This window comes from Bradyrhizobium oropedii (assembly GCF_020889685.1).
Classification (GTDB): domain Bacteria; phylum Pseudomonadota; class Alphaproteobacteria; order Rhizobiales; family Xanthobacteraceae; genus Bradyrhizobium; species Bradyrhizobium oropedii.
The window spans coordinates 1-25,873 of record NZ_JACMYO010000080.1 but is presented as its reverse complement, the minus strand read 5'-3'; the positions used below and the strand labels follow the sequence as shown (position 1 = coordinate 25,873).

Sequence of the window (25,873 nt, the reverse complement as noted above, 5' to 3'; positions counted from 1 at the left end):
GCCGTGAAGTTCACCCTCTCCTGGCTGAAGGAACATCTCGAGACCGATGAGCCGCTCGAGAAGCTCGCCGACAAGCTCACCATGATCGGGCTCGAGGTCGAGAACATCGAGGACAAGGCGAAGGCACTGGCGCCGTTCACTATCGCGCGCGTGATCTCGGCCGAGCAGCATCCGAATGCGGATCGTCTGCGCGTATGCATGGTCGACACCGGCGACGGTGGCGCGCCGGTTCAGGTGGTGTGCGGTGCGCCGAATGCGCGGGCCGGGTTGATCAGCGTGTTCTCGCCGCCCGGCACCTATATTCCGGGCAAGAACATCACGCTCGGCGTCGGCACCATCCGCGGCGTCGAGAGCCGCGGCATGCTGTGCTCGGCGGCCGAATTGCAGATCTCGGAAGACCATGACGGCATCATGGAGCTGCCGGCCGACGCGCCGCTCGGCAAGGGCTATGCCGACTGGGCCGGGCTCGGCGATCCCATGATCGAGATCAATTTGACGCCGAACCGGCAGGACTGCACCGGCGTGCACGGCATCGCGCGCGACCTGTCCGCTGCCGACATGGGCAAGTTCAAGGACCCCGGCATCAAGCCGATCAAGGGTGAATTCCCTTGCCCGGTCCAGGTGAAGGTGGAAGACGCTTCGCTGTGCCCGGGCTTCGCGCTGCGGCTGGTGCGCGGCGTCAAGAACGGCCCGTCGCCGGAATGGCTGCAGAAGCGGCTGACCTCGATCGGCCTGCGTCCGATCAACGCGCTGGTCGACATCACCAACTTCATGACCTACGACCGCGCGCGCCCGCTGCACGTATTCGACGCCAGGAAGGTGCAGGGCAACCTCACCGTCCGCCACGCCAAGGATGGCGAGACGCTGCTCGCGCTCGACGGCCGCACCTACACGCTGGACGGCAATGTCTGCGTGATCGCGGATGAGCACGGCGTCGAATCGCTCGCCGGCATCATGGGCGGCGAGGCCTCGGGCTGCGACGACAACACGACCGACGTGCTGATCGAATCGGCGCTGTGGAACGAGATCAACATCGCGCAGACCGGCCGCAAGCTCGGCATCAATTCGGACGCGCGTTATCGTTTCGAGCGCGGCGTCGACCCAGCCTTCATGGTGCCCGGGCTCGAGCTCGCCACCAAGCTGGTGCTGGATCTCTGCGGCGGCACGCCGTCCGAGAACGTCGTGGTCGGCAAGCAGTTCGGCGAGGATCGCGTCATCGACTTCCCGCTTACGGAGGTCAAGCGTCTCGCCGGCATCGAGGTGCCGCTGGTCGAGGTGAAGCTGATCCTCACCCGGCTCGGCTTCATGCTGGCCGGCAACGGCCCCGTCGTGAAGATCGCGATCCCGTCCTGGCGCACCGACGTGCAGGGCAAGGCCGACATCGTCGAGGAAATCGTGCGCATCGTCGGCGTCGACAAGGTGCCGATGACGCCGTTCGAGCGTGGCGAAGAGCCGCGCAAGCCGGTGCTGACGCCGATGCAGCTGCGCACCCGCCGCGCCAAGCGCGCGCTCGGCGCCCGCGGCATGGTGGAGGCCGTGACCTGGTCGTTCATCACCAATGACGCGGCCAAACTGTTCGGCGGCGGCCAGAGCGAGCTCGTGCTCGCCAACCCGATCGCGGCCGATCTCTCCGACATGCGGCCGAGCCTGCTGCCCGGCCTCGTCGCGGCCACCCAGGCCAACATCAACCGCGGCTATCCCGATGTCGCGCTGTTCGAGGTCGGCCAGGTGTTCCGCGGCGACAAGCCCGAGGACCAGCTCGTCGCCGCCTCCGGCGTGCGCCATGGCTACGCCTCGTCGAAGGGAATCGGACGCGATTGGACCGGCTCGGCTGTTGCAGACGCAATGGATGCCAAGGCCGACGCCTTCGCCGTGCTGGCGGCTGCCGGCGCGCCGATGCAGGCGCTGCAGATCGTCCCCGGCGGCCCGGCCTGGCTGCATCCGGGGCGTTCCGGCACCATCCAGATCGGCCCGCAGAACGTGCTAGGCACTTTCGGCGAGCTGCATCCGCGTGCGGCCGAAGCGCTCGGCGCCGACGGCCCGATGATCGTGTTCGAGGTGATCCTCGAACGCATCCCGCAAGGCAAGCAGCGGGCGACGCGTGCCAAGCCGGTGCTGGATCTCTCCGCATTCCAGCCGGTGTCGCGCGACTTCGCCTTCATCGTCGATCGCAGCGTCAAGGCCGGCGACATCGTCCGCGCAGCGCAGGGTGTCGACAAGAAGCTGATCACGGATGTGACCGTGTTCGACGTCTACGAAGGCAAGGGCATCGATCCCGACAAGAAGTCGATCGCGATCGCGGTGACGATCCAGCCGCGTGAGAAGACGATGACCGACCAGGAAATCGACGCGGTTGCGGCCAAGGTCGTCGCCGAGGTGACGAAGAAGACCGGCGGCACGCTGCGCGCGTGATGCGGGCCAAAGGCGGTCTATTGCACCGTCACCCTGAGGAGGCCGCATCGCGGCCGTCTCTAAGGGTCGACGGCCCCGTCTGTGGCCGATTCATCCTTCGAGGCTCGCTCCGCTCGCACCTCAGGATGACGGATCTGAATTTCGCAGGCGCTTGTATCAAGCCACGAGTTTGTTTGCTGGCTGGCTGATTGAACCGTATTTCGCATCATGCTCTCCCTCAGCCTGATCCCCTCCGACATCTCGATCAGCATCGCGCTCGCGATTTGTGCGATCGCCTTCGTGTCGGGAACGGCGCGCGGCTTCTCCGGCTTCGGCTCGGCGTTGATCTTCATGCCGCTCGCGAGCAGCGTCGCCGCGCCGCGGCTGGTGGCGGCGCTGCTGCTCATCATCGACTTCGTCGCAGCCACACCGCTGCTGCCGAACGCCTGGACTCACGCTGACCGCAAAGCCACCGCAGTAATGGTCGCCGGCGCGCTGGTCGGCGTTCCCATCGGCACCTATTTCCTGACGGTGCTCGAGCCGGTGACCACGCGCTGGATCATCTCCTGCTTCGTCGCGGCGTTGCTCGTGCTGTTGCTGTCGGGCTGGCGCTACCACGGCAAGGATCACGCCGCGCTCTCGATCGGCGTCGGCGGCCTCTCCGGATTTTGCAGCGGTCTCGCGCAGACCGGCGGCCCGCCGATCGTCGCCTACTGGCTGGGACGCCCGATCTCGTCGGTTATCTCACGCGCCAACATCGTGCTGTTCTTCGGTGCCTCGGATTTCTTCTCGCTGGTCAGTTACTGGTTCACCGGATTGATCACGCTCGAATCGGTCAAGTTCTCGCTGATCGTCGGTCCGATCTACGGCATCGGCGTCTGGTTCGGCGCCTCGCTGTTCGGCAAGGCAAGCGAGCAGGTATTTCGTGCGATCTGCTACGCGCTGATCGCCGCGGCCGTCATCGTCGGCCTGCCCGCGCTTGATGGCATCTTGCGCGGCGGCTAGGGTCGCCTGAAGAGTTCAGGGAGGAACCGATGATCGATCGCCGCAATGCTCTGAAACTGGCGCTCGGCAGCGCCGCTCTGCTCGCGGCGCCGACGGTGCACGCGCAAGGCACAAAGCCGCGCACCCGTATCGTATTCCTCGGCACCAAGGGCGGCCCGCGCGTCGGCATCGGCGCCTCCAACCCCGCCAATCTCCTCGTCGTCAACGACACGCCGTTCGTGATCGATTGCGGCATGGGCGTCAGCCGGCAGCTGGTCAATGCCGGTGTGCCGATCCCGTCGGTGAAGTACATCTTCATCAGTCACCACCATTCCGATCACAATCTGGAATACGGCAATCTGTTCTACAACGCCTGGGCGGCGGGTCTCTCGACGCCGATCCATTCGTTCGGCCCCAAGGGCATCGAGGCGATGACCAAGGAATATTGGGAGCTGAACAAGTTCGACGTCGAGACCCGGATCGAGGACGAAGGTCGGCCCGATCCGCGCAAGCTGCTGGTCGCGAAAGACATCACCGAAGACGGCGTGGTGCTGAAGACGCCTGACGTCACCGTCACCGCGTTCCGCACGCCGCATCCGCCGATCACCGACAATTTCGCCTACAAGTTCGAGACGCCGGATGGTGTGATCGTGTTCTCCAGCGACACCGCCTACAACCCGAAGCTCGCCGAGTTCGCCAAGGGCGCCGACGTGCTGGTGCACGAATGCCTCTACATTCCCGCGGTCGATCGCCTGGTCGCAAAGACCAGGAACGGCGCGACGCTGAAGAAGCATCTGCTCGACAGCCACACCTCGACCGAGGACGTCGGCCGCATCGCAGCCGCCGCCGGCGTCAAGACGCTGGTGCTGAGCCACTTCGTCCCCGGCGACGATCCGCAGGTGACCGATGACGACTGGACGCGGGACGTGAAGACGAATTTCAAGGGCCGGATCGTGGTGGCGAAGGATCTGATGGAGCTGAAGCTGCCGGTGTGAAGGGGCCCCCGACTCGTCATTCCGGGCCTGCACAGCACGTCCTGGCGAAGGCCCGGACCCACTTACCCCCCGCCGCTCATTGTTGCGGCCCCCGTCCCTCTCCCGAAGCCCTGTTGTGATGGGTACTGGCTTTCGCCAGGACTACGGGGGAGGCGGCAAGCGCCGCCCCCTGCGACGGTGGCAGGGCGGGTGCGCGACGGGATGGGGCGTTTGGAGGCCCCAAGCCGTTGACCCCGCAGGCGCTTTTGTGGCCTAGTCCGCCGTCCCCGGATGGGACCCGAAAATCACCAAAGCCACCCAGAATCCCTGCGATTTCATGACCGCCGAACGCTACAACGCCCGAGAATCCGAAATCCACTGGCAGCGCGAGTGGGACGAAAAGGCGATCTTCGCCTCCAAGAACGACGATCCGCGGCCGAAATACTACGTGCTCGAGATGTTCCCCTATCCGTCGGGGCGCATCCATATGGGGCACGTTCGAAACTATACGATGGGCGACGTGCTGGCCCGCTTCAAGCGCGCCAAGGGCTATAACGTGCTGCACCCGATGGGCTGGGACGCGTTCGGCCTGCCGGCGGAGAATGCCGCGATCGAGCGCAAGGTGGCGCCGAAGGCCTGGACCTACGACAACATCGCCGCGATGAAGAAGCAGCTCAAGTCGATCGGGCTGTCGCTCGACTGGGCACGCGAGTTCGCGACCTGCGACCCCAGCTACTACAAGCATCAGCAGAAGATGTTCCTGGACATGCTGGCCGCCGGCCTCGCCGAGCGCGAGAAGCGCAAGCTGAACTGGGATCCGGTCGACATGACCGTGCTCGCCAACGAGCAGGTGATCGACGGCCGCGGCTGGCGCTCGGGCGCCGTCGTCGAGCAGCGTGAGATGAGCCAGTGGGTCTTCAAGATCACGAAGTACTCGCAGGAGCTCTTGGAGGCGCTGGACGGTCTGGACCGCTGGCCCGACAAGGTGCGGCTGATGCAGCGCAACTGGATCGGCCGCTCCGAAGGCCTGCTGATCCGGTTCGCGCTGGATCCGGTGACGACGCCGGCCGGCGAGAGCGAGCTGAAGATATTCACCACGCGGCCGGACACGCTGTTCGGCGCCAAGTTCATGGCGATCTCGGCGGATCACCCGCTGGCGCAGGCCGCCGCCGCGAAGAACCCGAAGCTTGCCGAGTTCATCGCCGACATCAAGAAGATCGGCACCGCGCAGTCGATCATCGACACCGCCGAGAAGCAGGGCTTCGACACCGGCATCAAGGCCGTGCATCCGTTCGATCCGAGCTGGAAGCTGCCGGTCTATGTCGCGAACTTCGTGCTGATGGAATACGGCACCGGAGCGATCTTTGGCTGCCCGGCGCACGACCAGCGCGACCTCGACTTCGTCAACAAGTACAATCTCGGCAACACGCCGGTGGTCTGCCCCGAGGGCCAGGACCCGAAGACCTTCGTGATCACCGACGTCGCCTATGACGGTGACGGCCGGATGATCAATTCGCGCTTCCTCGACGGCATGACGATCGAAGCGGCCAAGGAAGAGATCGCAAAGCGGCTGGAAAGCGAGCTGCGCGGCAACGCGCCGGTCGGCGAGCGCCAGGTGAATTTCCGGCTGCGCGATTGGGGCATTTCGCGCCAGCGCTATTGGGGCTGTCCGATCCCGGTGATTCACTGCCCGACCTGCGACGTGGTGCCGGTGCCCGACGACCAGCTGCCGGTGACGCTGCCGGAGGATGTCTCTTTCGACAGGCCGGGCAACGCGCTCGACCATCATCCGACCTGGAAGCACGTCGCCTGCCCGAAGTGCGGCGGCAAGGCGGTGCGCGAGACCGACACGATGGACACCTTCGTGGACTCGTCCTGGTACTTCGCGCGCTTCACCGATCCATGGAACAAGGATGCGCCGACCACGCCTGATGTCGCCAACCGGATGATGCCGGTCGACCAGTATATCGGCGGCGTCGAGCACGCGATCCTGCATCTGCTCTACAGCCGCTTCTTCACCCGCGCGATGAAGGCGACCGGCCACATCGACATGTCGGAGCCGTTCGCCGGCATGTTCACCCAGGGCATGGTGGTGCACGAGACCTACCAGAAGGCCGACGGGGCCTGGGTCACGCCGGCCGAGGTGAGGATCGAGGTTGATGGCAACGGCCGCCGCGCGGTGCTGCTGGCGACCGGCGAGGACGTCGCGATCGGCTCGATCGAGAAGATGTCGAAGTCGAAGAAGAACACCGTCGACCCCGACGACATCATCGCAAGCTACGGCGCCGACGTGGCGCGCTGGTTCATGCTGTCGGATTCGCCCCCGGATCGCGACGTGATCTGGAGCGAGGAGGGCGTTCGAGGGGCAAAGCGCTTCGTTGAGCGCGTCTGGCGGATTGTTCAGACTTTCGTTCAAACGAGAGGGCAGCCTCTCTACACCGAGAAATCGGGCTTGACCGATTCCGAGCAGGCTCTCGCACTTCGGCGAATTACACACAAGCGGCTTGCGCGGATTACCGAAGACATTGAACGGCTGAGTTTCAACACAGCAGTTGCACAAATCTATGATTTTGTTGGCGTACTCCGGACCATGATTGACTCGGAGAAGGTCGCCGGACCGCTGTCGTTTGCTGCGGTGAATGAGGCGGTCATTGTTCTGGTCAAGATTATCTCACCGATGATGCCGCACTTGGCCGAGGAGTGCTGGAACGCCCTTGGACAACCGGGGCTGGTTTCCGAGGCCGATTGGCCGCAAATCGAACGCGATTTGCTGGTCGAAGACAGTGTGACCCTCGTTGTCCAGGTCAACGGTAAAAAACGAGGTGATGTTACTGTGCCACGGGCGGCGCAAAATGCGGATATAGAGGCTGCCGTTTTGGCGCTCGATGCGGTAAAAGCCGCACTGGGCGGCAAACCCGTCCGCAAGGTGATCGTGGTGCCCATGAGGATCGTCAATGTTGTCGGCTAGGATCAGGATCGCCGCCCGGCTCGTGGCCGTTGCTGCCTTGGCCGCGCTGACGGCCGGTTGTTTCCAGCCGATGTATGCCGAGCGCACCCTCGACGGTCAGTCGTCCGCCTTGCGCGACAAGCTGTTGGGGGTCGAGGTTCCGCCGGTCGACAAGGCGAACGCGTCCCGCGAGGCCCGGGTCGGCGTCGAGGTCCGCAACGCCCTCGCCTTCAAGCTCTACGGCACCGCCACCGGCGCACCGCCGACGCACCGGCTGGTGCTGCGCTTCTATACCAACCGCTCCTCGCTGATGATCGATCCGACCACCGCGCTGCCGACCAGCGAGAACTACGGTATCGATGCCCAGTTCAACCTGATCGAGATCGCCTCGAACAAATCGGTCATGACCGGCACCACGTTCTCGCGCGTGTCCTATGACATGCCCGGCTCCTACCAGCGCTTCGCCCGGGTCCGCGCCCTTCGCGACGCCGAGGACCGCGCCGCGCAGGAGATCGCCGACAACATCCAGACCCGCCTCGCCTCCTTCTTCTCAGCCGGGACCTGATCGCCGCATTGGTCGCGCTTCGCGGAAAAGAGATCGACAGCTTCCTCGCCCGGCCCGACGCCGGTCGCCCGATCATCCTGCTGTACGGCCCGGACCTCGGCCTGGTGCGCGAGCGCGCCGATGCGCTGATGGCATCCGCGGTCGACGATCCCAACGATCCATTCTCGCTGGTGCGGCTCGATGGCGACGAGCTCGCCGCGGAGCCGTCGCGGCTGGTTGACGAGGCCATGACGGTGCCGCTGTTCGGCGGCCGCCGCGCCATCCGCGTCCGCGCCGGCTCGCGCAATTTCTCAAGCGGCGTCGAGACGCTGACCGAGACCGCCGCCTTGAAGGATTGCCGCATCGTAATCGAGGCCGGCGAGCTCAGGCCGGAATCGCCGCTGCGCAAGATCTGCGAGCGCGCCAAGAATGCGGTGGCGATCGGCTGCTATCCCGACACCGAACGCGATCTGACCAAGCTGATCGAGGACGAGCTGCGCGTGTCCAACCTGCGGCTCGCGCAGGACGCGCGCGCGGTGCTGATGTCGCTGCTCGGCGGCGACCGCATGGCCTCGCGCAACGAGCTGCGCAAGCTGGCGCTATTCGCGCACGGCAAGGGCGAGATCACGCTCGACGACGTGATGACCGTGGTCTCTGACGCCTCCGAGCTGAAGCTCGATCCGATCGTCGACGGCGCCTTCGCCGGCAACGCCGCGCTGGTGGAGAGCGAGTTCACCAAAGCAATGGTCGCCGGTACCTATCCCGGCGTGATCATCTCGGCCGCGCAGCGCCAGGCGGCGTGGCTGCACAAATCGGCACTCGCGATCGCGGACGGCACGCCGGCATCGGCCGTGCTCGAAGGCGGCTTCCCGCGGCTGCATTTCTCGCGCAAGCCCGCGGTCGAGATCGCGCTGCGCAATTTCACGCCGCCGCGACTGGTGAACGTAATCGATCAGCTCGCCACTGCAGCGCTCGACATGCGCAAGCAGGCCTCGCTTGCCGCCGTGATCGCGCAGCGCGCGCTGCTCTCGATCGCATCGAACGCGAAGCGGCGGGGGTGAGACACGATATTGGAGTGACGTCATTGCGAGCGAAGCGAAGCAATCCATCTTCCCGCATGCTCGGAAAGATGGATTGCTTCGTCGCTGTCGCTCCTCGCAATGACGGAGACAGATGTCGGCGGGCTAACCGCCCTCGAGCCGCCGTACCACCTCGTCGAGCTGCTCGAGATTGCGGTAGTTGATCTGGACGGTGCCGCCGGGATCGCGATGGCTGACGGTGACGGCGAGGCCGAGCGCATCGCTGACGCGCTTCTCCAGCGCCAGCGTATCGGCGTCCTTGTCGATCTTTGGCGCGCTGCCACTGCGCGCCTTCTGCGGCTTGCGCTCCGGCACGCCCTCCTCATGCGCCAGCGCCTCGGCCTGGCGGACGTTGAGGCCCTCAGCAACGATGCGCTTTGCAGCGGCGAGCGGATCCGGCACGCCGATCAGCGCGCGGGCGTGGCCGGCGGAGAGATCGCCCTTCGAGATCAGCGCCTGCACCTCGGCGGGCAGCTTGGTCAGCCGCATCATGTTGGCGACATGGCTGCGGCTCTTGCCGACGATCTTGGCGATGTCTTCCTGACCGCGTTTGAACTCGTCGGCGAGCGCGTGATAGCCCAGCGCCTCTTCCATCGCGTTGAGGTCTTCGCGCTGGACGTTCTCGATGATCATGATCTCGAGCGCGTCGGAATCAGAGACCTCGACCGGCACGATCGGCACTTCGTGCAGGCCGGCGAGTTGCGAGGCGCGCCAGCGCCGCTCGCCGGCGATGATCTCGTAGCGGTCCTGTGCGCCCTTGATCGCGCGCACCACGATCGGCTGGATCACGCCGCGCGCCTTGATCGAATCGGCGAGCTCGCCGAGCTCGGCATCGGCGAAGCTGCGCCGCGGATTGCGCGGGTTGGCCTTGAGGAATTCGATCGGCACCTTGCGCTGGTTGCGCGGCCGCTCGACATGCGCGGCCGCCTCGCCGCCGACATCTCCGATCAGGCTTGCCAGCCCGCGCCCCAGTCGCGAACGCGCTTCATCGGCCATTGTTGCGAGCTCCCTTGGATTCACACGCAGTACTCCAGAAATCGAATCTTGAATTGTCGGGTGGGCAACGCGAGGCGGACCCACCGGGCGGCGCGAAGGGTGGTGGATTCGGCGAAGCTGCCATCGTCCACCCCATCGTCGTCAATGCGCGCGCAGCTCGCGCTCGCGCTGGATCACTTCGGTGGCGAGCTTGAGATACGCATCGCTGCCGGCGCATTTGAGATCGTAGACCAGCACGGGCTTGCCGTAGGACGGCGCTTCCGAGATGCGCACGTTGCGCGGGATCATGGTGTCGTACACCTTGTTGCCCATGAACTGACGCACGTCGGCAACCACCTGGTTGGAGAGGTTGTTGCGCGAGTCGAACATCGTCAGCACGATGCCGTGGATCGACAGCGTCGGATTGAGCGTCGAGCGCACCTGCTCCACGGTCTGCAGCAATTGCGACAGACCTTCGAGCGCGAAGAACTCGCACTGCAACGGCACCAGGATCGCATCCGACGCGGCCATCGCATTCACGGTGAGCAAATTGAGCGAGGGCGGGCAGTCGATCAGCACATAGGTGTAGTCGGCTTCCGGCGAGACGTTGTTGTTCAATCCGGCGATCGCATCGCGCAGCCGGAAGGCGCGGCCCGGCGTGGTGCCGAGCTCGAGCTCGAGGCCGGAGAGATCCATGGTCGAGGCTGCGATGTGCAGCCGAGGCACCGCGGTCGCGACCACGGCATCGCGCAGCGGCGCTTCGCCGATCAGGACGTCGTAGGTCGAGCAGCTGCGGTTGCGGCGATCAATGCCGAGGCCGGTCGAGGCGTTGCCCTGCGGATCGAGATCGACGATCAGGACACGCTCGCCAATCGCAGCGAGCGCGGTACCAAGGTTGATCGCTGTGGTTGTCTTGCCGACGCCGCCCTTCTGGTTGGCGAGCGACAGGATGCGCGGCTGGCCGGGCGACTGCGACGTCCTATCTTCTTGATAAACCTCGTCCATCACGGTCATACCAAAATACCATTTACTCTCGCGGACTCCCCTGGCGCCGCTCGATTGACCCGAGTTCGACGATCCAGCCCTGTCCGCCGGTCCGGCTGGAGTGCAACTTTGGCTCAATATTCCAATATTTAGTGGCTTCGGTCAATTCGGCATCTACATCTTGACCCTTCAAAAACAGCGCCTTGGCGCCCTTTTTGACCCACGGCTCCGCAAAGCCGATCAGTTGATGTAACGGAGCTAGCGCTCGCGCGGTGACGCAATCGATGGGACCCGCGATTCTATCCACAGTATCCCCGATATCAGCCAGATGCACCGTCCCGGGAGACGCCGTCACGCGAATCGCCTCACGCAGGAATGCGGCCTTCTTGGCTACTCGCTCAACCAGATGGACCCGTGCGCCGGGCGTTTCGGTCAAGACACAGGCGAGCACGACACCGGGAAAGCCGCCACCGCTGCCGAGATCGACCCAGGACTTTGTCGTCGGCGCGAGGCTCAGGAGCTGCAACGAATCGGAGACGTGACGGGTCCAGAGATTCGGCAGCGTGGAGGGCGCGACGAGATTGGTCTTGGCCTGCCATTCCAGGAGGAGGGCGATATAGCGATCGAGCCGCGCCTCTGTTTCACGTGAAACAGGCGTCAGCGCGAGCGCCGCCGCCTTGTCCTTGGCGGAGACGCTGAGTTCGGCGGATTGCGGAGCTGGAGCCATTCTGGGGGCAGAGCCGTGCTGTCTGACGATGGGAAGTCGATCGTAGCTGAGTCTGGCAGGCTATGGCGTCGCCGATCGCTTCCGTCTCACAAAAGATAGGCGCTCAGCCCGCCCGTTTCACGTGAAACGTCAGGCAGTCGCCTTGACCGACTTCCTTCGCGCCTCACGCCGAAGATAGGCGGCCAGAATGCCCAGCGCTGCCGGCGTCATGCCATCGATCCGGCCCGCCTGCCCGACCGTCCGCGGCTGCGCCTTCTGCAACTTGGCGCGCGCTTCGTTGGAGAGACCAGGCACGTCGGTGTAGTCGACATCGGTCAGGACCAGACCCTCGTCGCGCCGGAAGGCATCAACGTCGGCGGTCTGGCGCTTCAGATAGACATCGTACTTGGCATCGATCTCGAGATGCACGGCGATTGCCGGGTCAATGGCCGACAGCTCCGGCCAGATTGCCTGGACTGCAGGCCACTCGATCTCCGGATAGGCCAGCAGCTCGAAGGCGGATCGGCGATGACCGTCGCGATTGAGCGCGAGCCCATGCTTGGCGGCCTCATTCGGCGTGATTGCGAGCGACTTCGCGAGCGCTTGGCTGCCTCCAGCGCCGCCATCTTGGTGCGGTGACGCTCCGCGCGCGCTGTTCCGACGCATCCGAGCGCGATGCCCTTGTCGGTCAGCCGCTGGTCGGCGTTGTCGGCCCGCAGCGTCAGCCGGTATTCGGCCCGGGAAGTGAACATGCGATAGGGTTCGGTGATTCCGCGGGTCACGAGGTCGTCGATCATCACCCCGAGGTAGCCGTCAGCGCGGTCGAACACGATCGGGTCCACACCACTGGCAGCCAAAGCGGCATTGAGCCCGGCGACAACGCCCTGCCCCGCCGCCTCTTCATAGCCTGTGGTGCCATTGATCTGACCGGCCAGGAAAAGCCCGGGCAGACGCTTGGTCTCCAGGGTCGGAGCGAGCTCCCGCGGATCGACATGGTCGTATTCGATCGCATAGCCCGGGCGGACCATCTTCACGCGCTCCAGGCCAGGGATGCTGGCGAGGATCGCGAGCTGGACCTCCTCAGGCAACGAGGTCGAGATGCCGTTCGGATAGACCGTGGTGTCGTCGAGCCCTTCCGGCTCCAGGAAGATCTGGTGGCCGTCGCGATCACCAAAGCGGACGATCTTGTCCTCGATCGAGGGGCAATATCGCGGTCCGGAGCTCTTGATCTGGCCGGAATACATCGGCGAACGATGCACATTGGCCCGGATCACCTCATGGGTCGCCGGCGTGGTCCGGGTGATGCCGCATTGGATCTGTGCGGCCGTGATCCGGTCCGTCATGACCGAAAACGGCTCCGGCGGATCGTCTCCGGGCTGCATCTCGACCGCGGACCAGTCGATCGTGGTGCCATCGAGACGCGGCGGCGTCCCGGTCTTGAGCCGGCCGAGCACAAAACCCGCCCGCTCGAACGACGCGGACAAGCCCATCGCCGGCGCCTCACCGACCCGGCCCGCCGGCCAGTTCCTCTCTCCGAGATGGATCAGACCGCGCAGGAAGGTGCCAGTCGTGATGACAACCGCACCCGCTGAAAGCTCTCGACCATCGCCCAGGCGAATGCCGGTGACGCGGCCGTCGACGACGATCAGGTCGTCCGCCTCGCCATCGATGACGCTGAGATTTGCGGTCTCGGTGATCGCCGCCTGCATCGCCGCGGCATAGAGCTTGCGGTCGGCCTGAGCCCGCGGACCGCGGACCGCCGGACCCTTCCGGCGGTTGAGCATGCGGAACTGGATGCCGCCGGCATCGGCGACCCGGCCCATCAGACCATCGAGAGCGTCAACTTCGCGAACCAGATGACCCTTGCCGAGCCCGCCGATTGCGGGATTGCAGGACATCGCTCCGATGGTCGCGAAACGATGGGTCACCAGGGCTGTCCTGGCGCCCAGACGCGCAGACGCGCTCGCGGCCTCGCAGCCGGCATGGCCGCCGCCGATGACGATGACGTCGAAAGAGTCTGCCCTGAAAGTCATGGCGGGACTTCTATCGTGGAGTAGTGAAAGCCGGAAGAACGAAGTTGGGATCGCCGGTCTGAGACCGAGATATGGATGACTTCGGCCTTCGCCTAGGCTTAGGCGGACAAGGTCCTGGATCGCAATGATGAGACGAAGGCGTTTCACGTGAAACACGTCGGCCGCGCCGCGACAATTGTTTCACGTGAAACGGAACGGCCGCCCTTAACCTGATCGAAACCATGTTTCACGTGAAACAGCCGGCTACTTGCTACTTCCCGACACAGAATTCGCGGAAAATGACGTCGAGGATGTCCTCGACATCCACCCGACCAAGCAGACGACCCAGCGAAGTGGCAGCTCTGCGAAGTTCCTCCGCCGCGAGCTCCTCGCCCTGCTCGACTACGTCGATGCTGCGCTGGAGAGATCCGACGGTCTCCTCGAGCAGCCCACGCTGCCGGGTCCGGCTGATCAAACCGCCTTCGCTGGTCGCAAAATAGTCATGAGCGAAGCCGACCAATGCGGCGATGAGTTCAGAGAGGCCGTCGCCGCGAGCGGCCGAGATCCGGAATTCAGGATGACGACCTCCCTCGCCTGGCGGCGTCCTGACGAGATCGATCTTGTTTCGCACCAGCCAGGTCGGCGTCGGGCCGCCATGGCCTGCCTTCGCATCGCCGTTATCGGCCAGCCAAAGCACGAGATCGGCTTCCGCGGCGCGGGCGCGGGCGCGGCGAACACCCTCTTGCTCCACCGGGTCGCTGGTCTCGCGGATCCCGGCGGTGTCGATGACCGTGACGGGATAGCCGTCGAGATCGAGCTGGACCTCGATCACGTCACGGGTCGTGCCGGCATGCGGCGAGACGATCGCAACCTCGCGCTTCGCAAGCTGATTGATCAGGGTCGATTTGCCGACATTCGGCGGACCCGCGATCGCGACCACCAGGCCGTCGCGCAGCCGTTCGCTATGCCCCTGCCCCGCTAGCACTTGCTTGATTTCGTCATGCAGCGCCCGGATCCGTTCCAGCGCCGGCGCGATCAGCTCCGCCGGCACATCGCCCTCATCGGAGAAATCGATGCCCGCCTCGATCAGCGCCGACGCCGCGATGATCCGCTCGCGCCAGTCACGCGCCCGATCGCCGAGCAATCCCTTCAGCTGACGCAGCGCCTGGCGCCGCTGGCGATCGGTATCGGCGTGGATCAGATCGTCGAGGCCCTCGGCCTCGGTCAGGTCGAGCTTGCCGTTCTCGAATGCCCGTCGCGTGAACTCGCCGGGCTCGGCCGGCCGCACATTCTCGAACTTGACGATGGCATCGAACATCGCCGACAGCACCGCACGTCCGCCATGGACATGAAATTCGGCGACGTCCTCGCCGGTCGCGCTCGCCGGGCCCGGAAACCACAGCACCACCGCATCATCGATTGGTTGACGGTTCGAATCCTGGAGCAGCGCCCGGGTCGCCATCCGCGGAGCCGGCGTCTTGCCTGTCAGGCCCGCAATGACCGACTCGGCCATTGGGCCAGACAGCCTGACAATGGCGATCGCGCTCGGTGGTCGGCCCGAGGACAATGCGAAGATGGTCTGGTCGCGCGGATGCATCACCTATTTCTTCCCAAGCAAAATCGGCAAAGGCAATGCCGCTTCCATCTCGCATGCAACATTGCGGAATGCTGCATCGCAACATACTTGAATTTAGTTGCGGCAGCCGTGCCGCAATTTTGCTGCGGTTTCGTCAGCCTGCGGCGCAAGTCTAAGGCACAAATATAAATTATATCAGTCGGTTAAATGAATATTCGGCGCAATGGCGGAGGCCCGATCCATGCTGCACTTTGCTGCAGCAAATCGGCACCGTGAAAAAAGGCGCCCCGTTTGTGCGGAGCGCCCTATCCTTTTCGGCCTCATTATTTCTCTTCGGCCTCAGGTGTTCATGGAATCGAAGAATTCCGAGTTGCTCTTCGTGTTCCGGAGCTTGTCGAGCAGGAAGTCGATCGCGTCCATGGTGCCCATCGGATTGAGGATGCGGCGCAGGACGTACATCTTCTTGAGCACCTGCGGATCGGTGATGAGCTCCTCCTTGCGGGTGCCGGAGCGGGCAATGTCGATCGCCGGGAAGGTCCGCTTGTCCGAGACCTTGCGGTCGAGGATCAGTTCGGAGTTACCGGTGCCCTTGAACTCTTCGAAAATGACTTCGTCCATGCGGCTGCCGGTATCGACCAGCGCGGTCGCGATGATGGTCAGCGAACCGCCCTCCTCGATGTTACGCGCGGCGCCGAAGAAGCGCTTCGGACGCTGCAACGCATTGGCGTCGACACCGCCGGTCAGCACCTTGCCGGATGACGGCACGACGGTGTTGTAGGCGCGGCCGAGGCGGGTGATCGAATCGAGCAGGATCACGACATCGCGGCCGTGCTCGACAAGGCGCTTGGCCTTCTCGATCACCATCTCGGCGACCTGGACGTGACGTACCGCGGGTTCGTCGAAGGTCGACGACACCACCTCGCCCTTCACTGAACGCTGCATGTCCGTGACTTCTTCCGGCCGTTCATCGATCAGAAGCACGATCAGATAGCAGTCGGGATGATTGGCGGTGATGGAGTGCGCGATGTTCTGCATCAGCACCGTCTTGCCGGTGCGCGGCGGCGCCACGATCAGCGCGCGCTGGCCCTTGCCGATCGGCGCGACGATATCGATCACGCGGGCAGAAAGGTCCTTTTTAGTGGAATCCTCAAGCTCCATGCGGAAACGCTGATTGGGAAACAGCGGCGTAAGGTTGTCGAAATTGACCTTGTGCTTGGCCTTCTCGGGATCTTCGAAATTGAGCGTATTGACCTTCAGCAGCGCGAAATAGCGTTCGCCTTCCTTCGGGCTGCGGATGTGCCCTTCGATCGTGTCGCCGGTGCGCAGGCCGAAGCGGCGGATTTGCGAGGGCGAGACGTAGATGTCGTCGGGACCAGGCAGGTAGTTCGCGTCGGGTGAACGAAGGAAGCCGAATCCGTCGGACAGCACCTCCACGACGCCCTCGCCGACAATGTCGGTCTCGGCGGCGGCGAGGTTTTTGAGAATTGCGAACATCAGCTCCTGCTTGCGCATGGTGCTGGCATTCTCGACCCCATTCTCTTCCGCGAACGAGACGAGCTCGGCCGGCGTTTTCGATTTGAGGTCCTGGAGTTTGATTTCCCGCATCGGGGTCGTCCTGTGAGGAAGTAAGTAGGGAAGGGGTGCGAGGTGGCTTGGAAAAAGCGGACGCCGAAGGAAGGTCCGCAGGTCTCAGCCAGGAAAGTGCCGTTTGGGCTTTCAAACCTGATGCGGCGCCGGCCCGAAAAGAACCGAAACGCGACCACATCCGCCTGCGTGGGGTGGGATAAAACCTATATAGAAAATCGATCCGTCCTTCGCAAGAAGGACTGAAGCATGCTTCCTGGGCATCGCGATGTCTAGAACGGCTTCACGACCACCATGATCACGATCAGGATCATCAGAAGCGTCGGCACCTCGTTGATAATGCGGTAGAATCTTTGGGTTCTCTGATTCCGGTCCGCGGCGAAATCCTTCACGCAGCGAGACAAAAATCCGTGGATACCCGACATGATGAGCACCAACGTAAATTTGACGTGAAACCAGCCGGAAAGGTACCAGTGTCCGGCCCAGGCCAAATAAAGTCCGGCGAGCCAGGTCACGATCATCGCGGGGTTGATGATCGCCTTCAAAAGCCGCCGTTCCATGACCTTGAAGGTCTCGGACTGCTTCGAGCCGGCCTCCGCCTCGCAGTGATAGACGAACAATCGCGGCAGGTAGAGCATGCCCGCCATCCAGGAGATGACGGCAACGACGTGCAGCGCCTTGATCCAGTCATACAACATCGCAGCGATGCCTTTCAGGGAATAGCTCGGCAGGGAACAGCTCGGACGGCCTCAGCGTTGCGAGCGAAAGCTTCGCAAGCGAGGGACCGATACATATCCGCACACACGGCTCTCCTAAACCTAATTAATTTTAGAATCTAAGGTTTGAGTCTTAGTGGCGGTGAATTTGACTCATGCAATGCGATCCAGCGGTTCGCATGGTCTTGTTCACATCCCTCAACATTCCGGCGGGCGAGGGTGGTGATCCGGAATCTGCCGCTCGGCTCAATTGGTTGCACGGCTCTGTGGCCAGCTTATGAAGAGACAAATCCACACCGCTTCACTATCATCCTGCCTATGACGTCGACTTATCCTTTCTCGGGGTGCTGTGAAGAAAGGGATGGGTTATTCACGGGCCGGGCGGCGGACCCGGATTCTCCTCCCCGACCTCCACAGGGATTCACAGAATAGACAGGGGTTCTGGTGCCGACGACTTCCAATTATTTCCACCTGCATCTGGTGTCGGACTCGACCGGCGAGACGCTGATCACCGTGGCGCGCGCGGTCGCCGCGCAATACGCCAACGTGACCGCGGTCGAGCATGTCTATCCCCTGGTGCGCAGCCAGAAGCAGCTCGACCGCGTACTTGATGAGATCGAGGAATCGCCCGGCATCGTGCTGTTCACGCTGCTGGAGAAGGATCTGGTCGGCCGGCTCGAAGGCAAGTGCAAGGAAATCAACGTTCCGAGCCTGTCCATCATCGGGCCGGTCATGCAATTGTTCGAGGCGTATCTGGGTGCCGCGACCACCGGCCGCGTCGGCGCGCAGCACGTGCTGAACGCAGAATATTTCAGCCGGATCGACGCGCTCAATTACACGATGATCCATGACGACGGTCAGCATGTCGAAGGGCTCGAGGAGGCCGATGTCGTCCTGGTCGGCGTGTCGCGCACCTCGAAGACGCCGACCTCGATCTATCTCGCCAACCGCGGCATCCGAACCGCGAACGTACCGCTGGTGCCGGGCATTCCCTTGCCGCACCAGCTCGAGACCCTGAAGAAGCCGCTGGTGGTCAGCCTGCATGCGACGCCGGAACGGTTGATCCAGGTCCGGCAGAATCGCCTGCTCACCATGGGCGACCGCGACAACGACACCTACATCGACAAGCAGGCGGTGGCAGACGAGGTCGCGTTTGCCCGGCGCCTGAGTGCGAAATTCAACTGGGCCTTGCTTGACGTGACGCGGCGCTCGATCGAGGAGACGGCCGCCGCGATCATGAAGCTCTACAATGACCGCCAGCGTGCCCGGCCGTCGGAATGATCGTCTCGTCATGAGCATCTGGCGCGGCCCACAGAAGTTGATCCTCGCGTCGCAAAGCCGCGCGCGAAAGATGCTGCTCGAAAACGCGGGCCTCGATTTCGAGGCGCTGCCGGCCGATATCGACGAACGCGCAGTGCAGAAAAATTCCGGCCTTTCCGCGCCCGGCGAGATCGCCTCGCTGCTGGCGCGCGAAAAGGCGCTGTTCATCTCCAGGCAGAAGCCGGGTCAGTATGTCGTCGGCGCCGATCAAACGCTGGCGCTGGGCCAGCGGATGTTCAGCAAGCCCACCGGCCGTGCGCAGGCTGCCGAGCAGCTCGGCCTGCTCTCCGGGCAGACCCACGCGCTGCATTCCGCCATTTCGGTTGCGTACGACGGAAAGGTGCGGTTCGACGATGTCTGCGTCGCCCGGATGACGATGCGGCAACTCGCCGCCGGCGAGATCGAGGCCTATTTGGATCAGGCCGGAGCGGCGGTGACGACCAGCGTCGGCGCTTACCAGCTCGAGGGCCTCGGCGTGCATCTGTTCGAGCGGATCGAAGGCGACCATTTCACCATCCTCGGCCTGCCGCTATTATCGCTGCTCGCGTTCCTGCGCCGTGAGAAGCTGCTCGCGGTGTAAGATGTTGAGGCGTGGCGACGGAGAGATGCTGAACCGATGTTGATTTTGGGGCTCACCGGCTCGATTGGGATGGGAAAATCCACCACGGCCAAACTCTTCATGGAGGCTGGCGTGCCGGTGTACGACGCCGATGCGGCCGTGCATCAGCTCTACGAAGGCGAAGCGGCACCTGCGATCGAGGCGGCCTTTCCCGGCACCACTGCGAACGGCAAGGTCGACCGCGCAAAACTCTCGGCACGCGTGGTGCACGACCCTGCGGCGATGCGGCAGCTCGAGCAGATCGTGCATCCGATGCTTGGCGCGTCGCGGCAGAAATTCTTTGCCGATGCGGAAGCCGCCCGAGCACCGATCGTCGTCGTCGATGTGCCGCTGCTGTATGAGACCGGCGGCGAGAAGCGCGTCGATGCTGTCGTCGTCGTTACCACCTCGCCGGAACTGCAGCGCGAGCGCGTGCTGGCGCGGGGCACCATGGATGCCGCCAAGCTCGACGCCATCATCGCCAAGCAGATGCCGGACGCCGAGAAGCGCAAACGCGCGGATTTCATCGTGGATACCTCGCACGGACTTGATCCGGTGCGGGCGCGCATCCGCGACATTCTGGCCGAGGTTGTTAAGATGCCGAAGCGGCGCGCCTGATTCGCCGCTTTTCGGATTCCTTCACGTCATGCGCGAAATCGTTCTCGATACCGAAACCACTGGCCTCGATCCGCTGCGCGGTGACCGGCTGGTCGAGATCGGCTGCGTCGAGATCTTCAACCGCATGCCGACCGGGCAGACCTACCACGTCTACATCAATCCTGAACGCGACATGCCGGCAGAAGCGTTCAACGTGCACGGGCTGTCGACCGAGTTCCTGGCCTCCAAGCCACTGTTCGCGGAAGTGGTCGATGAGTTCCTGGCCTTCATCGGCGATACGCCGCTGGTGATCCACAACGCGTCCTTCGACATCAGCTTCATCAACGCCGAGCTCGACCGCACCAAGCGGAAGGCGATCCCGAAGGACCGGCTGGTCGATACGCTGCTGCTCGCGCGGCGCAAGCACCCCGGCGTGTCGAACCGGCTCGACGATCTCTGCTCGCGCTACCAGATCGACAATTCCCGCCGCACCAAGCACGGCGCCTTGCTCGACGCCGAACTGCTGGCCGAGGTCTACATCGATCTGATCGGGGCACGGCAGTCGCAGCTGATTCTGGCATCGGACACGTCGGATGCGCGTGCCGGTGGCCATGGCGATATGCCACGGCGGCAGCGCGAGACCCCGCTGCTGGTACGGGTCACCGACGCGGATCGGGAAGCCCACAGGGCCTTCGTCGCGACGCTCGGCGACAAGCCGCTCTGGAACGATTACTTGCCGCCGCCAGCACCTGCTGAAGCACCGGCGGCTTGATCAAGATAGTACTTATCCCCGTCATCCAGAGGAGCCGCGAAGCGGCGTCTCGAAGGATGAACGGCCCGGCCGGTGGCCCGTCGATCCTTCGAGACGCGCTTCGCGCTCAGGATGACGGGAGTAGGCCTTTGAACGGGATCAGCTCGGCTTGACGCCGGAGGCGGCCTGGGCGGCTGCCTGCCGCTCCATGTTCTGGCGGTAGAGACCGACGAAATCGACGGGGTCGAGCAGCAGCGGCGGGAAGCCGCCGTCGCGGACCGAGGTCGCGACGATCTCACGCGCGAACGGGAACAGCAGCCGCGGACATTCGATCATGACCAGCGGGTGCAGGTTCTCCTTCGGCACATTCACGATCCGGAAGACGCCGGCATAGGCGAGATCGAAGCTGAACATCACCTTGCCCGCCGTCTCGGCCTTGCCCTCTACCGAGAGGACCACCTCGTACTCGTTCTCCGACAGGTTGTTGGCGGAGACATTGATCTGGATGTTGATCGCCGGCTGCTGCTGTTGCTGGCCGAGCGAGGCCGGTGCGTTCGGGTTCTCGAACGACAGGTCCTTGGTGTACTGCGCCAGTACGTTGAGTTGGGGAGCGGCCGGTTCGACGGGCGCGCCGTTGCCATTGGTCATGAAAATGTCTCCTGGAGCGGCGCTCGATGGACAGAATGTCCGACGGTACGCGTTAAGGTGTTGGGAATGCCGATGCCGGGCGAGTGGCTATCATAGGCCCGGCTCGGTCCACAAGGACGACGAGTGGGCGTGTCCCGGCGGGCCTGCGGCCAAATCTCCGGCAACGGGCGCGTGAGCGGAAGTCCGCCCAATCTCTTAACAGCTTCCTAAATTATTGAAGATGCGCGATTTCCGGGCAGGAACGGGTTTCCCCCCGGGGTCAAAACGCGCTACACTTGCCCGTGCCAAAAAGCGCCATTGGCCGGGCATAGTTTCGTGCCTACATGCTGCGGACTCACTCGGTGACGTAATCTCTGCCGTTCCCGACCGGGAACGCTTTGATGCCCGGCCCGTTGCCGGCAGAGACCAGAAAGCGAACTCGACGTGGATATCTACACCATCATCTTCCTGGCGCTGGCCGTGTTTATCTTCCTGCGGTTGCGCAGCGTTCTCGGACAGCGCACGGGAAGCGAGCGGCCGCCGTATGATCGTGCAGCACCCAACGTCCTGCAGCGCAGCCAGGATAACAACGTCGTGCCGATCCCGGGATCGGTGATCGATCAGCCGGCGCCGGCCGCGCCGGCCGAGCCGGTCGAGCCGACGGAACGCTGGAAGGGGATCGCCGAGCCCGGCACGCCGCTGGCACAGGGTCTCGACGCGGTTGTCGCCCAGGATTCCTCGTTCGATCCGCGGCATTTCCTCTCAGGCGCCCGCTCGGCCTATGAAATGATCGTGCTGGCCTTCGCCAATGGCGATCGCCGCGCGCTGCGCGACCTGTTGTCGGCCGAGGTCTACGAAAGCTTCGAGGCCGCGATCAAGGATCGCGAGAGGCACGAGCAGAAGACCGAGACGCGGTTCGTGTCGATCGACAAGGCCGAGATCGTCAGCGCGGAGACGCGCGACCGCTCGACCCAGCTGACCGTCCGCTTCGTGTCGCAGATGATCTCGGTCACGCGCGACAAGGCGGGAACCATCGTCGACGGCAGCCCGGACAAGGTCGCCGACATCACCGACATCTGGACATTCGCCCGCGACTCGACTTCCCGCGATCCGAATTGGAAGCTGGTTGGAACTGGAAGCGCTCACTAAACATCTCAGCTACGGGCGCCTCGCGATCGCGTGCTGTGCGCTCGCGGTTGTGTGCTCCACGGCGGCGATCGCCGCGCGCTACAGGTCGAGCCGGTACGCTCCGCCGCGACACGAGCATACCCACCAGATCCCCTATCCCAATCTGGAACTGCCGCTGCAGGTCAGCGGCAGTCAGTATGAGCCGCTCGCCTGGGCCAATGTGTCCGGCTGGAGCGACGATGACCATCTCGCTGCCTACAAGGCATTTCGCGCCAGCTGCAAGCCGATTGCGGCCCAGCAGGGTGCGCCCGCGGATTCGAAGGCGCTCGGAAGCTCGCTGCGCGATCCCTGCCGCATCGCCAAGGGGCTTGATCTGGGCGATGGAAACAAGGCGAAGGAATTCTTCGAGCAGAATTTTGTGCCGCTGCGCATCTCGCGGCTCGGCGAGAATGCCGGCTTCGTCACCGGTTATTACGAGCCGGTGCTCGAGGGATCGCGGACCCAGACCGACGTCTACAATGTTCCGGTCTATCGCCGTCCGTCCAACCTGTTCGTGCGCGGCAAGACGCAAGCCTCGGTAGGCCTGCCCAACAGCGGTCCGGTGTATCGCAAGATCGGCCGGCGCAAGCTCGTGCCCTATTACGATCGCGGCCAGATCGAGGACGGCGCGATCGCCGGCCGCGGGCTCGAGATCTGCTGGCTGAAGAGCCAGACCGATCTGTTGTTCGCCCAGATCCAGGGCTCGGCGCGGATCAAGCTCGAGGACGGCACCACGCTGCGCATCAATTACGACGCGCATAATGGCTATCCCTATGCGCCGGTCGGACGGGTCCTGATCGACCGCGGCATCATCCCGAAGGATCAGATGTCGATGCAGAAGATCAGGGAGTGGATGGAGCAGAACCCCGACGGCGCCAACGAGGTGCGGCGGCAGAACCGTGCCTACGTGTTCTTCCGCGAGGTCCCGCTGTCCGACAAGGACGAGGCGGTCGGTGCGCAGGGCGTGCCGCTGACGCCGGGCCGGTCGATCGCGGTCGACAAGGCGCTGCATGTCTACGGCACGCCGTTCTTCATTGCCGGCGAGCTGCCGATCGAATCCGAGCAATCCAAGACGCCGTTCCATCGCCTGATGATCGCGCAGGATACTGGCTCTGCGATCGTCGGCCCGGCGCGCGCCGATCTCTATTTCGGCGCCGGCGTGGATGCCGGAAAGGTCTCGGGGCGGTTACGGCACAGTATGCAGTTCGTGATGCTGGTGCCGAAGGGTCTCGACCCGGTCGCGCGCGGCCACAAGTTGCCCATCCCGGATGAGCGACCGTCGGCCAGGATCGCGAAGCTGTTTCCGCAGACCGATCCGCAGAAGGACAAGCCGGAGGCGAAGTCCGCGGATCTGCCGACGGCGACCGTCGCCAAGGCCGGGGCAAAGGCCGGGACAAAAGACGCCGGCAACGGCGCCGCCAAGAGCCCGGCCGTGAGCCCGCCCGCGAAGGATGCTCTGCCGGCTGCGCCTGCTCCAACGACCCCTGTCGCGCAGGCCGCGCCTGTGGCAGAACCGGTGCCGTTGCCGGCAGCCCGGCCCGACATTCCGCAACGTCAGGAGAAGCGTCGCACTCGGCGCTATCGCCATCACCGCGATCAATGAAACGACCCGCGCCGATCCCCGATTTGTCCGCTCCGTCGCGGCGCAAGCGTGCGCTGAGCGAGGAGGAGCGTGTGCTCTGGGAAAGCGTGGCCAAACAGGTCAAGCCGCTGCGCAAGCGGCCCGCCGCCGCGAAAGCCCACGCCGTCTCTTCTGATCCGGCCGCCCATCACGCTTCGGCCAAGCCCATCCCGGTCAAGCCGGTCACGTCCGTCAAGGCCGCGTCGGCACCACGCCCGCAGGCGCCACCGCTGGCACCGATCGGCCGCCGCGAGCGCGCAAAGCTGTCGCGCGGCAGGCAGGAGATCGACGCGCGGCTCGATCTGCATGGCATGACGCAGCTGCGCGCGCATCGCGTGCTGTACGCCTTCCTGCAACGCGCGCACTCTGACGGGCTCACCTTCGTGCTCGTCATCACCGGCAAGGGCAAGGTCGGGGGCCTCGAGTCCGAACGCGGTGTTTTGCGCCGCCAGGTGCCGGAATGGCTCAGCCTGCCGGAATTCCGCTCGCTGGTCGTCGGCTTCGAGGAAGCGCATATCGGCCATGGCGGCGAGGGTGCGCTTTATGTGCGCGTCCGGCGCGCGCGTTGAGCACGATCTGGAAGATCAGAACGGGCGGACGATCCCGACGCGCGGGATCAGCGTGACGATCCAGCCAAGGATCGTCGTCTTGCGCTCGTCCGACGGGATCGGCGGCACATCCTTCGACGCCGGCAGCATCTTCACAGCGTGCAGCATCAGGAACATGCAGACAACCCAGTTCGAGATCCAGCGTGAATAGTCGAACACCGTCACGAACATCACGAGATAGCCGACGCTGATCATGATGAGCGCGGCGAGCACGATCCGCCGATGCAGTTCATTCGCGAGTGCTTCGATCAGTCGTGAGAAATAGCGCCACAGCGGCGCGTGCAGCCAGATCAGCAGCGCGAAGACCGGGACGCCGAGAATGTTCGACGGCATGCGCGCCCAGGTGTCGGCGAACTCCTTCGACAGCGGCTGGTACCAGATATAACCGAACTGGAGCAGATCGGTCCGTGACGGATCGGCCATCCGGCTTTGCAGGTGACGGAGGAATTCGTCGTAGGGCACGTCGACCGTGCCGGCGAACTGCGCGACCAGGAACAGGATGCCGACCGCAATGAACGTCACCAGCCCAATCGCGATGTTTCGCGGCGTCGCGTTTTGCATCAGATAGAAGCGCAGCACCGTGATCGCCGCGATGGTCGGCACATACATCAAGACGAAGATGTGATGGACGAGGATCAGCACGATCGAGAACAGCGCAGCGATCAGCACATACAAAACAGAGCGCGCCGGGATCAGCAGCAGCACGATGGCCAAAGCGCAGCCATAGATGTCGAAATGGCCGAGCGTGTGCATGAAGTTCTTCAGGAAGAACGGCGATCCCGCGATGAAGACGAACAGCGGCCAGTGTGCATCGTCGAAGCCGAATGTGCGATGAAAGAGCTTGACGAACAGGCCGAGTGTCACCAGCCAGATCGTGCCGGCGAGCGTGAACACCAGCCACACCGGCACCTTGTCGGTGAACAGCGAGACGATCGCGCCGATCAGCGCGCGCTTGGTGAAGCCGTAGTGATAGTCGACCAGGAGATGGATGTAGGGGACGAACGGCGGCAGCGCGATCTTGTGCAGGAACACCCCGACCAGCACGGCCGCATTGACGGCCAGCATCAGGCGCCAGGGGTTTTGCCACCATCCCAAATTCAAACTCATCGTCG

At 64.0% G+C, this 25,873-nt stretch carries 22 protein-coding genes and 1 pseudogene; 14 read left to right on the top strand and 9 right to left on the bottom strand.

Features of this window, described 5'->3' with window-relative positions:
• Window positions 1–3: 3 nt before the first annotated feature.
• The 6 genes from pheT (at window position 4) to holA (ending at window position 8,901) form a co-directional block, all read left to right on the top strand.
• A complete protein-coding gene (pheT, locus tag H8A95_RS22375; RefSeq protein ID WP_229185054.1) occupies window positions 4–2,412 on the top strand; it encodes a phenylalanine--tRNA ligase subunit beta in 2,409 nt (802 codons plus the stop codon).
• A gap of 207 nt (window positions 2,413–2,619) precedes the next feature.
• Entirely contained in the window at window positions 2,620–3,396 is a 777-nt protein-coding gene (locus tag H8A95_RS22370; protein WP_229185053.1) for a sulfite exporter TauE/SafE family protein, read from the top strand.
• A gap of 29 nt (window positions 3,397–3,425) precedes the next feature.
• Window positions 3,426–4,370 carry an MBL fold metallo-hydrolase gene (locus H8A95_RS22365; protein WP_229185052.1) on the top strand — a complete coding sequence of 315 codons (945 nt, stop codon included), beginning with the start codon at window positions 3,426–3,428 and terminating at the stop codon, window positions 4,368–4,370.
• A gap of 316 nt (window positions 4,371–4,686) precedes the next feature.
• Window positions 4,687–7,317, top strand: a complete 2,631-nt coding sequence (gene leuS / locus H8A95_RS22360; protein ID WP_229185051.1) for a leucine--tRNA ligase — start codon at window positions 4,687–4,689, stop codon at window positions 7,315–7,317.
• Window positions 7,304–7,861 carry an LPS assembly lipoprotein LptE gene (lptE, locus tag H8A95_RS22355; protein ID WP_229185050.1) on the top strand — a complete coding sequence of 186 codons (558 nt, stop codon included), beginning with the start codon at window positions 7,304–7,306 and terminating at the stop codon, window positions 7,859–7,861. Before leuS ends, lptE begins: the two co-directional genes overlap by 14 nt.
• An 8-nt stretch (window positions 7,862–7,869) precedes the next feature.
• Window positions 7,870–8,901 (top strand): DNA polymerase III subunit delta, encoded by a 1,032-nt coding sequence (holA, locus tag H8A95_RS22350; RefSeq protein ID WP_229185049.1) that lies wholly within the window; start codon window positions 7,870–7,872, stop codon window positions 8,899–8,901.
• 123 nt (window positions 8,902–9,024) lie between these two features.
• On the opposite strand, the gene H8A95_RS22345 is transcribed toward holA, so the two are convergent.
• The 5 genes and pseudogenes from H8A95_RS22345 to mnmE all read right to left on the bottom strand — a co-directional run bounded on the left by H8A95_RS22345 (window position 9,025) and on the right by mnmE (window position 15,163).
• Window positions 9,025–9,915 carry a ParB/RepB/Spo0J family partition protein gene (locus tag H8A95_RS22345; RefSeq protein ID WP_229185048.1) on the bottom strand — a complete coding sequence of 297 codons (891 nt, stop codon included), beginning with the start codon at window positions 9,913–9,915 and terminating at the stop codon, window positions 9,025–9,027.
• Window positions 9,916–10,056: 141 nt separating this feature from the next.
• A complete protein-coding gene (locus H8A95_RS22340; protein WP_229185047.1) occupies window positions 10,057–10,908 on the bottom strand; it encodes a ParA family protein in 852 nt (283 codons plus the stop codon).
• A gap of 13 nt (window positions 10,909–10,921) precedes the next feature.
• A complete protein-coding gene (gene rsmG, locus H8A95_RS22335) occupies window positions 10,922–11,605 on the bottom strand; it encodes a 16S rRNA (guanine(527)-N(7))-methyltransferase RsmG (protein ID WP_229185046.1) in 684 nt (227 codons plus the stop codon).
• Window positions 11,606–11,734: 129 nt separating this feature from the next.
• Window positions 11,735–13,617 (bottom strand): annotated as a pseudogene (mnmG, locus tag H8A95_RS22330) (tRNA uridine-5-carboxymethylaminomethyl(34) synthesis enzyme MnmG).
• 250 nt (window positions 13,618–13,867) lie between these two features.
• Window positions 13,868–15,163 (bottom strand): tRNA uridine-5-carboxymethylaminomethyl(34) synthesis GTPase MnmE, encoded by a 1,296-nt coding sequence (gene mnmE / locus H8A95_RS22325; RefSeq protein ID WP_229185067.1) that lies wholly within the window; start codon window positions 15,161–15,163, stop codon window positions 13,868–13,870.
• Here mnmE and H8A95_RS22320 point away from each other — a divergent pair.
• Window positions 15,093–15,284: a hypothetical protein gene (locus tag H8A95_RS22320; RefSeq protein ID WP_229185069.1), complete on the top strand. Its 192-nt coding sequence runs from the start codon at window positions 15,093–15,095 to the stop codon at window positions 15,282–15,284. The genes mnmE and H8A95_RS22320 overlap by 71 nt on opposite strands.
• A gap of 227 nt (window positions 15,285–15,511) precedes the next feature.
• On the opposite strand, the gene rho is transcribed toward H8A95_RS22320, so the two are convergent.
• Both rho and hemJ read right to left on the bottom strand, forming a co-directional pair.
• Window positions 15,512–16,777 (bottom strand): transcription termination factor Rho, encoded by a 1,266-nt coding sequence (gene rho / locus H8A95_RS22315; protein ID WP_028341998.1) that lies wholly within the window; start codon window positions 16,775–16,777, stop codon window positions 15,512–15,514.
• A 251-nt stretch (window positions 16,778–17,028) separates the two neighbouring features.
• The gene (gene hemJ, locus H8A95_RS22310; RefSeq protein ID WP_229185066.1) at window positions 17,029–17,451 is read right to left on the bottom strand and encodes a protoporphyrinogen oxidase HemJ; all 423 of its coding nucleotides are present in this window, start codon (window positions 17,449–17,451) and stop codon (window positions 17,029–17,031) included.
• Between the two features lie 465 nt (window positions 17,452–17,916).
• Here hemJ and H8A95_RS22305 point away from each other — a divergent pair, with 465 nt between their 5' ends.
• From H8A95_RS22305 to dnaQ, 4 genes are read left to right on the top strand one after another with little or no spacing between them, the layout of a single operon-like run.
• Window positions 17,917–18,753, top strand: coding sequence for a pyruvate, water dikinase regulatory protein (locus tag H8A95_RS22305; protein ID WP_050627995.1), 837 nt, complete (start codon window positions 17,917–17,919; stop codon window positions 18,751–18,753).
• 10 nt (window positions 18,754–18,763) lie between these two features.
• A complete protein-coding gene (locus H8A95_RS22300) occupies window positions 18,764–19,372 on the top strand; it encodes a Maf family protein (protein WP_229185045.1) in 609 nt (202 codons plus the stop codon).
• Between the two features lie 36 nt (window positions 19,373–19,408).
• Window positions 19,409–20,008 carry a dephospho-CoA kinase gene (gene coaE / locus H8A95_RS22295; RefSeq protein WP_229185044.1) on the top strand — a complete coding sequence of 200 codons (600 nt, stop codon included), beginning with the start codon at window positions 19,409–19,411 and terminating at the stop codon, window positions 20,006–20,008.
• A gap of 28 nt (window positions 20,009–20,036) precedes the next feature.
• Window positions 20,037–20,759 carry a DNA polymerase III subunit epsilon gene (gene dnaQ, locus H8A95_RS22290; RefSeq protein ID WP_229185043.1) on the top strand — a complete coding sequence of 241 codons (723 nt, stop codon included), beginning with the start codon at window positions 20,037–20,039 and terminating at the stop codon, window positions 20,757–20,759.
• Between the two features lie 138 nt (window positions 20,760–20,897).
• Here dnaQ and secB read toward each other — a convergent pair whose 3' ends face one another.
• On the bottom strand, window positions 20,898–21,386 hold the full coding sequence (gene secB, locus H8A95_RS22285; protein ID WP_229185042.1) for a protein-export chaperone SecB: 489 nt from the start codon (window positions 21,384–21,386) through the stop codon (window positions 20,898–20,900).
• A 423-nt stretch (window positions 21,387–21,809) separates the two neighbouring features.
• Here secB and H8A95_RS22280 point away from each other — a divergent pair, with 423 nt between their 5' ends.
• The 3 genes from H8A95_RS22280 to H8A95_RS22270 are packed head-to-tail and all read left to right on the top strand — an operon-like array spanning window position 21,810 to window position 24,722.
• Complete coding sequence (locus H8A95_RS22280) at window positions 21,810–22,514, top strand: Tim44/TimA family putative adaptor protein (RefSeq protein WP_229185041.1); 705 nt, start codon at window positions 21,810–21,812, stop codon at window positions 22,512–22,514.
• Complete coding sequence (mltA, locus tag H8A95_RS22275) at window positions 22,492–24,135, top strand: murein transglycosylase A (RefSeq protein ID WP_420839437.1); 1,644 nt, start codon at window positions 22,492–22,494, stop codon at window positions 24,133–24,135. Before H8A95_RS22280 ends, mltA begins: the two co-directional genes overlap by 23 nt.
• Window positions 24,132–24,722, top strand: a complete 591-nt coding sequence (locus H8A95_RS22270; protein WP_229185040.1) for a Smr/MutS family protein — start codon at window positions 24,132–24,134, stop codon at window positions 24,720–24,722. Before mltA ends, H8A95_RS22270 begins: the two co-directional genes overlap by 4 nt.
• 15 nt (window positions 24,723–24,737) lie before the next feature.
• Here H8A95_RS22270 and H8A95_RS22265 read toward each other — a convergent pair whose 3' ends face one another.
• Window positions 24,738–25,868, bottom strand: a complete 1,131-nt coding sequence (locus H8A95_RS22265) for a hypothetical protein (RefSeq protein WP_229185064.1) — start codon at window positions 25,866–25,868, stop codon at window positions 24,738–24,740.
• Between the last annotated feature and the right edge of the window lie 5 nt (window positions 25,869–25,873).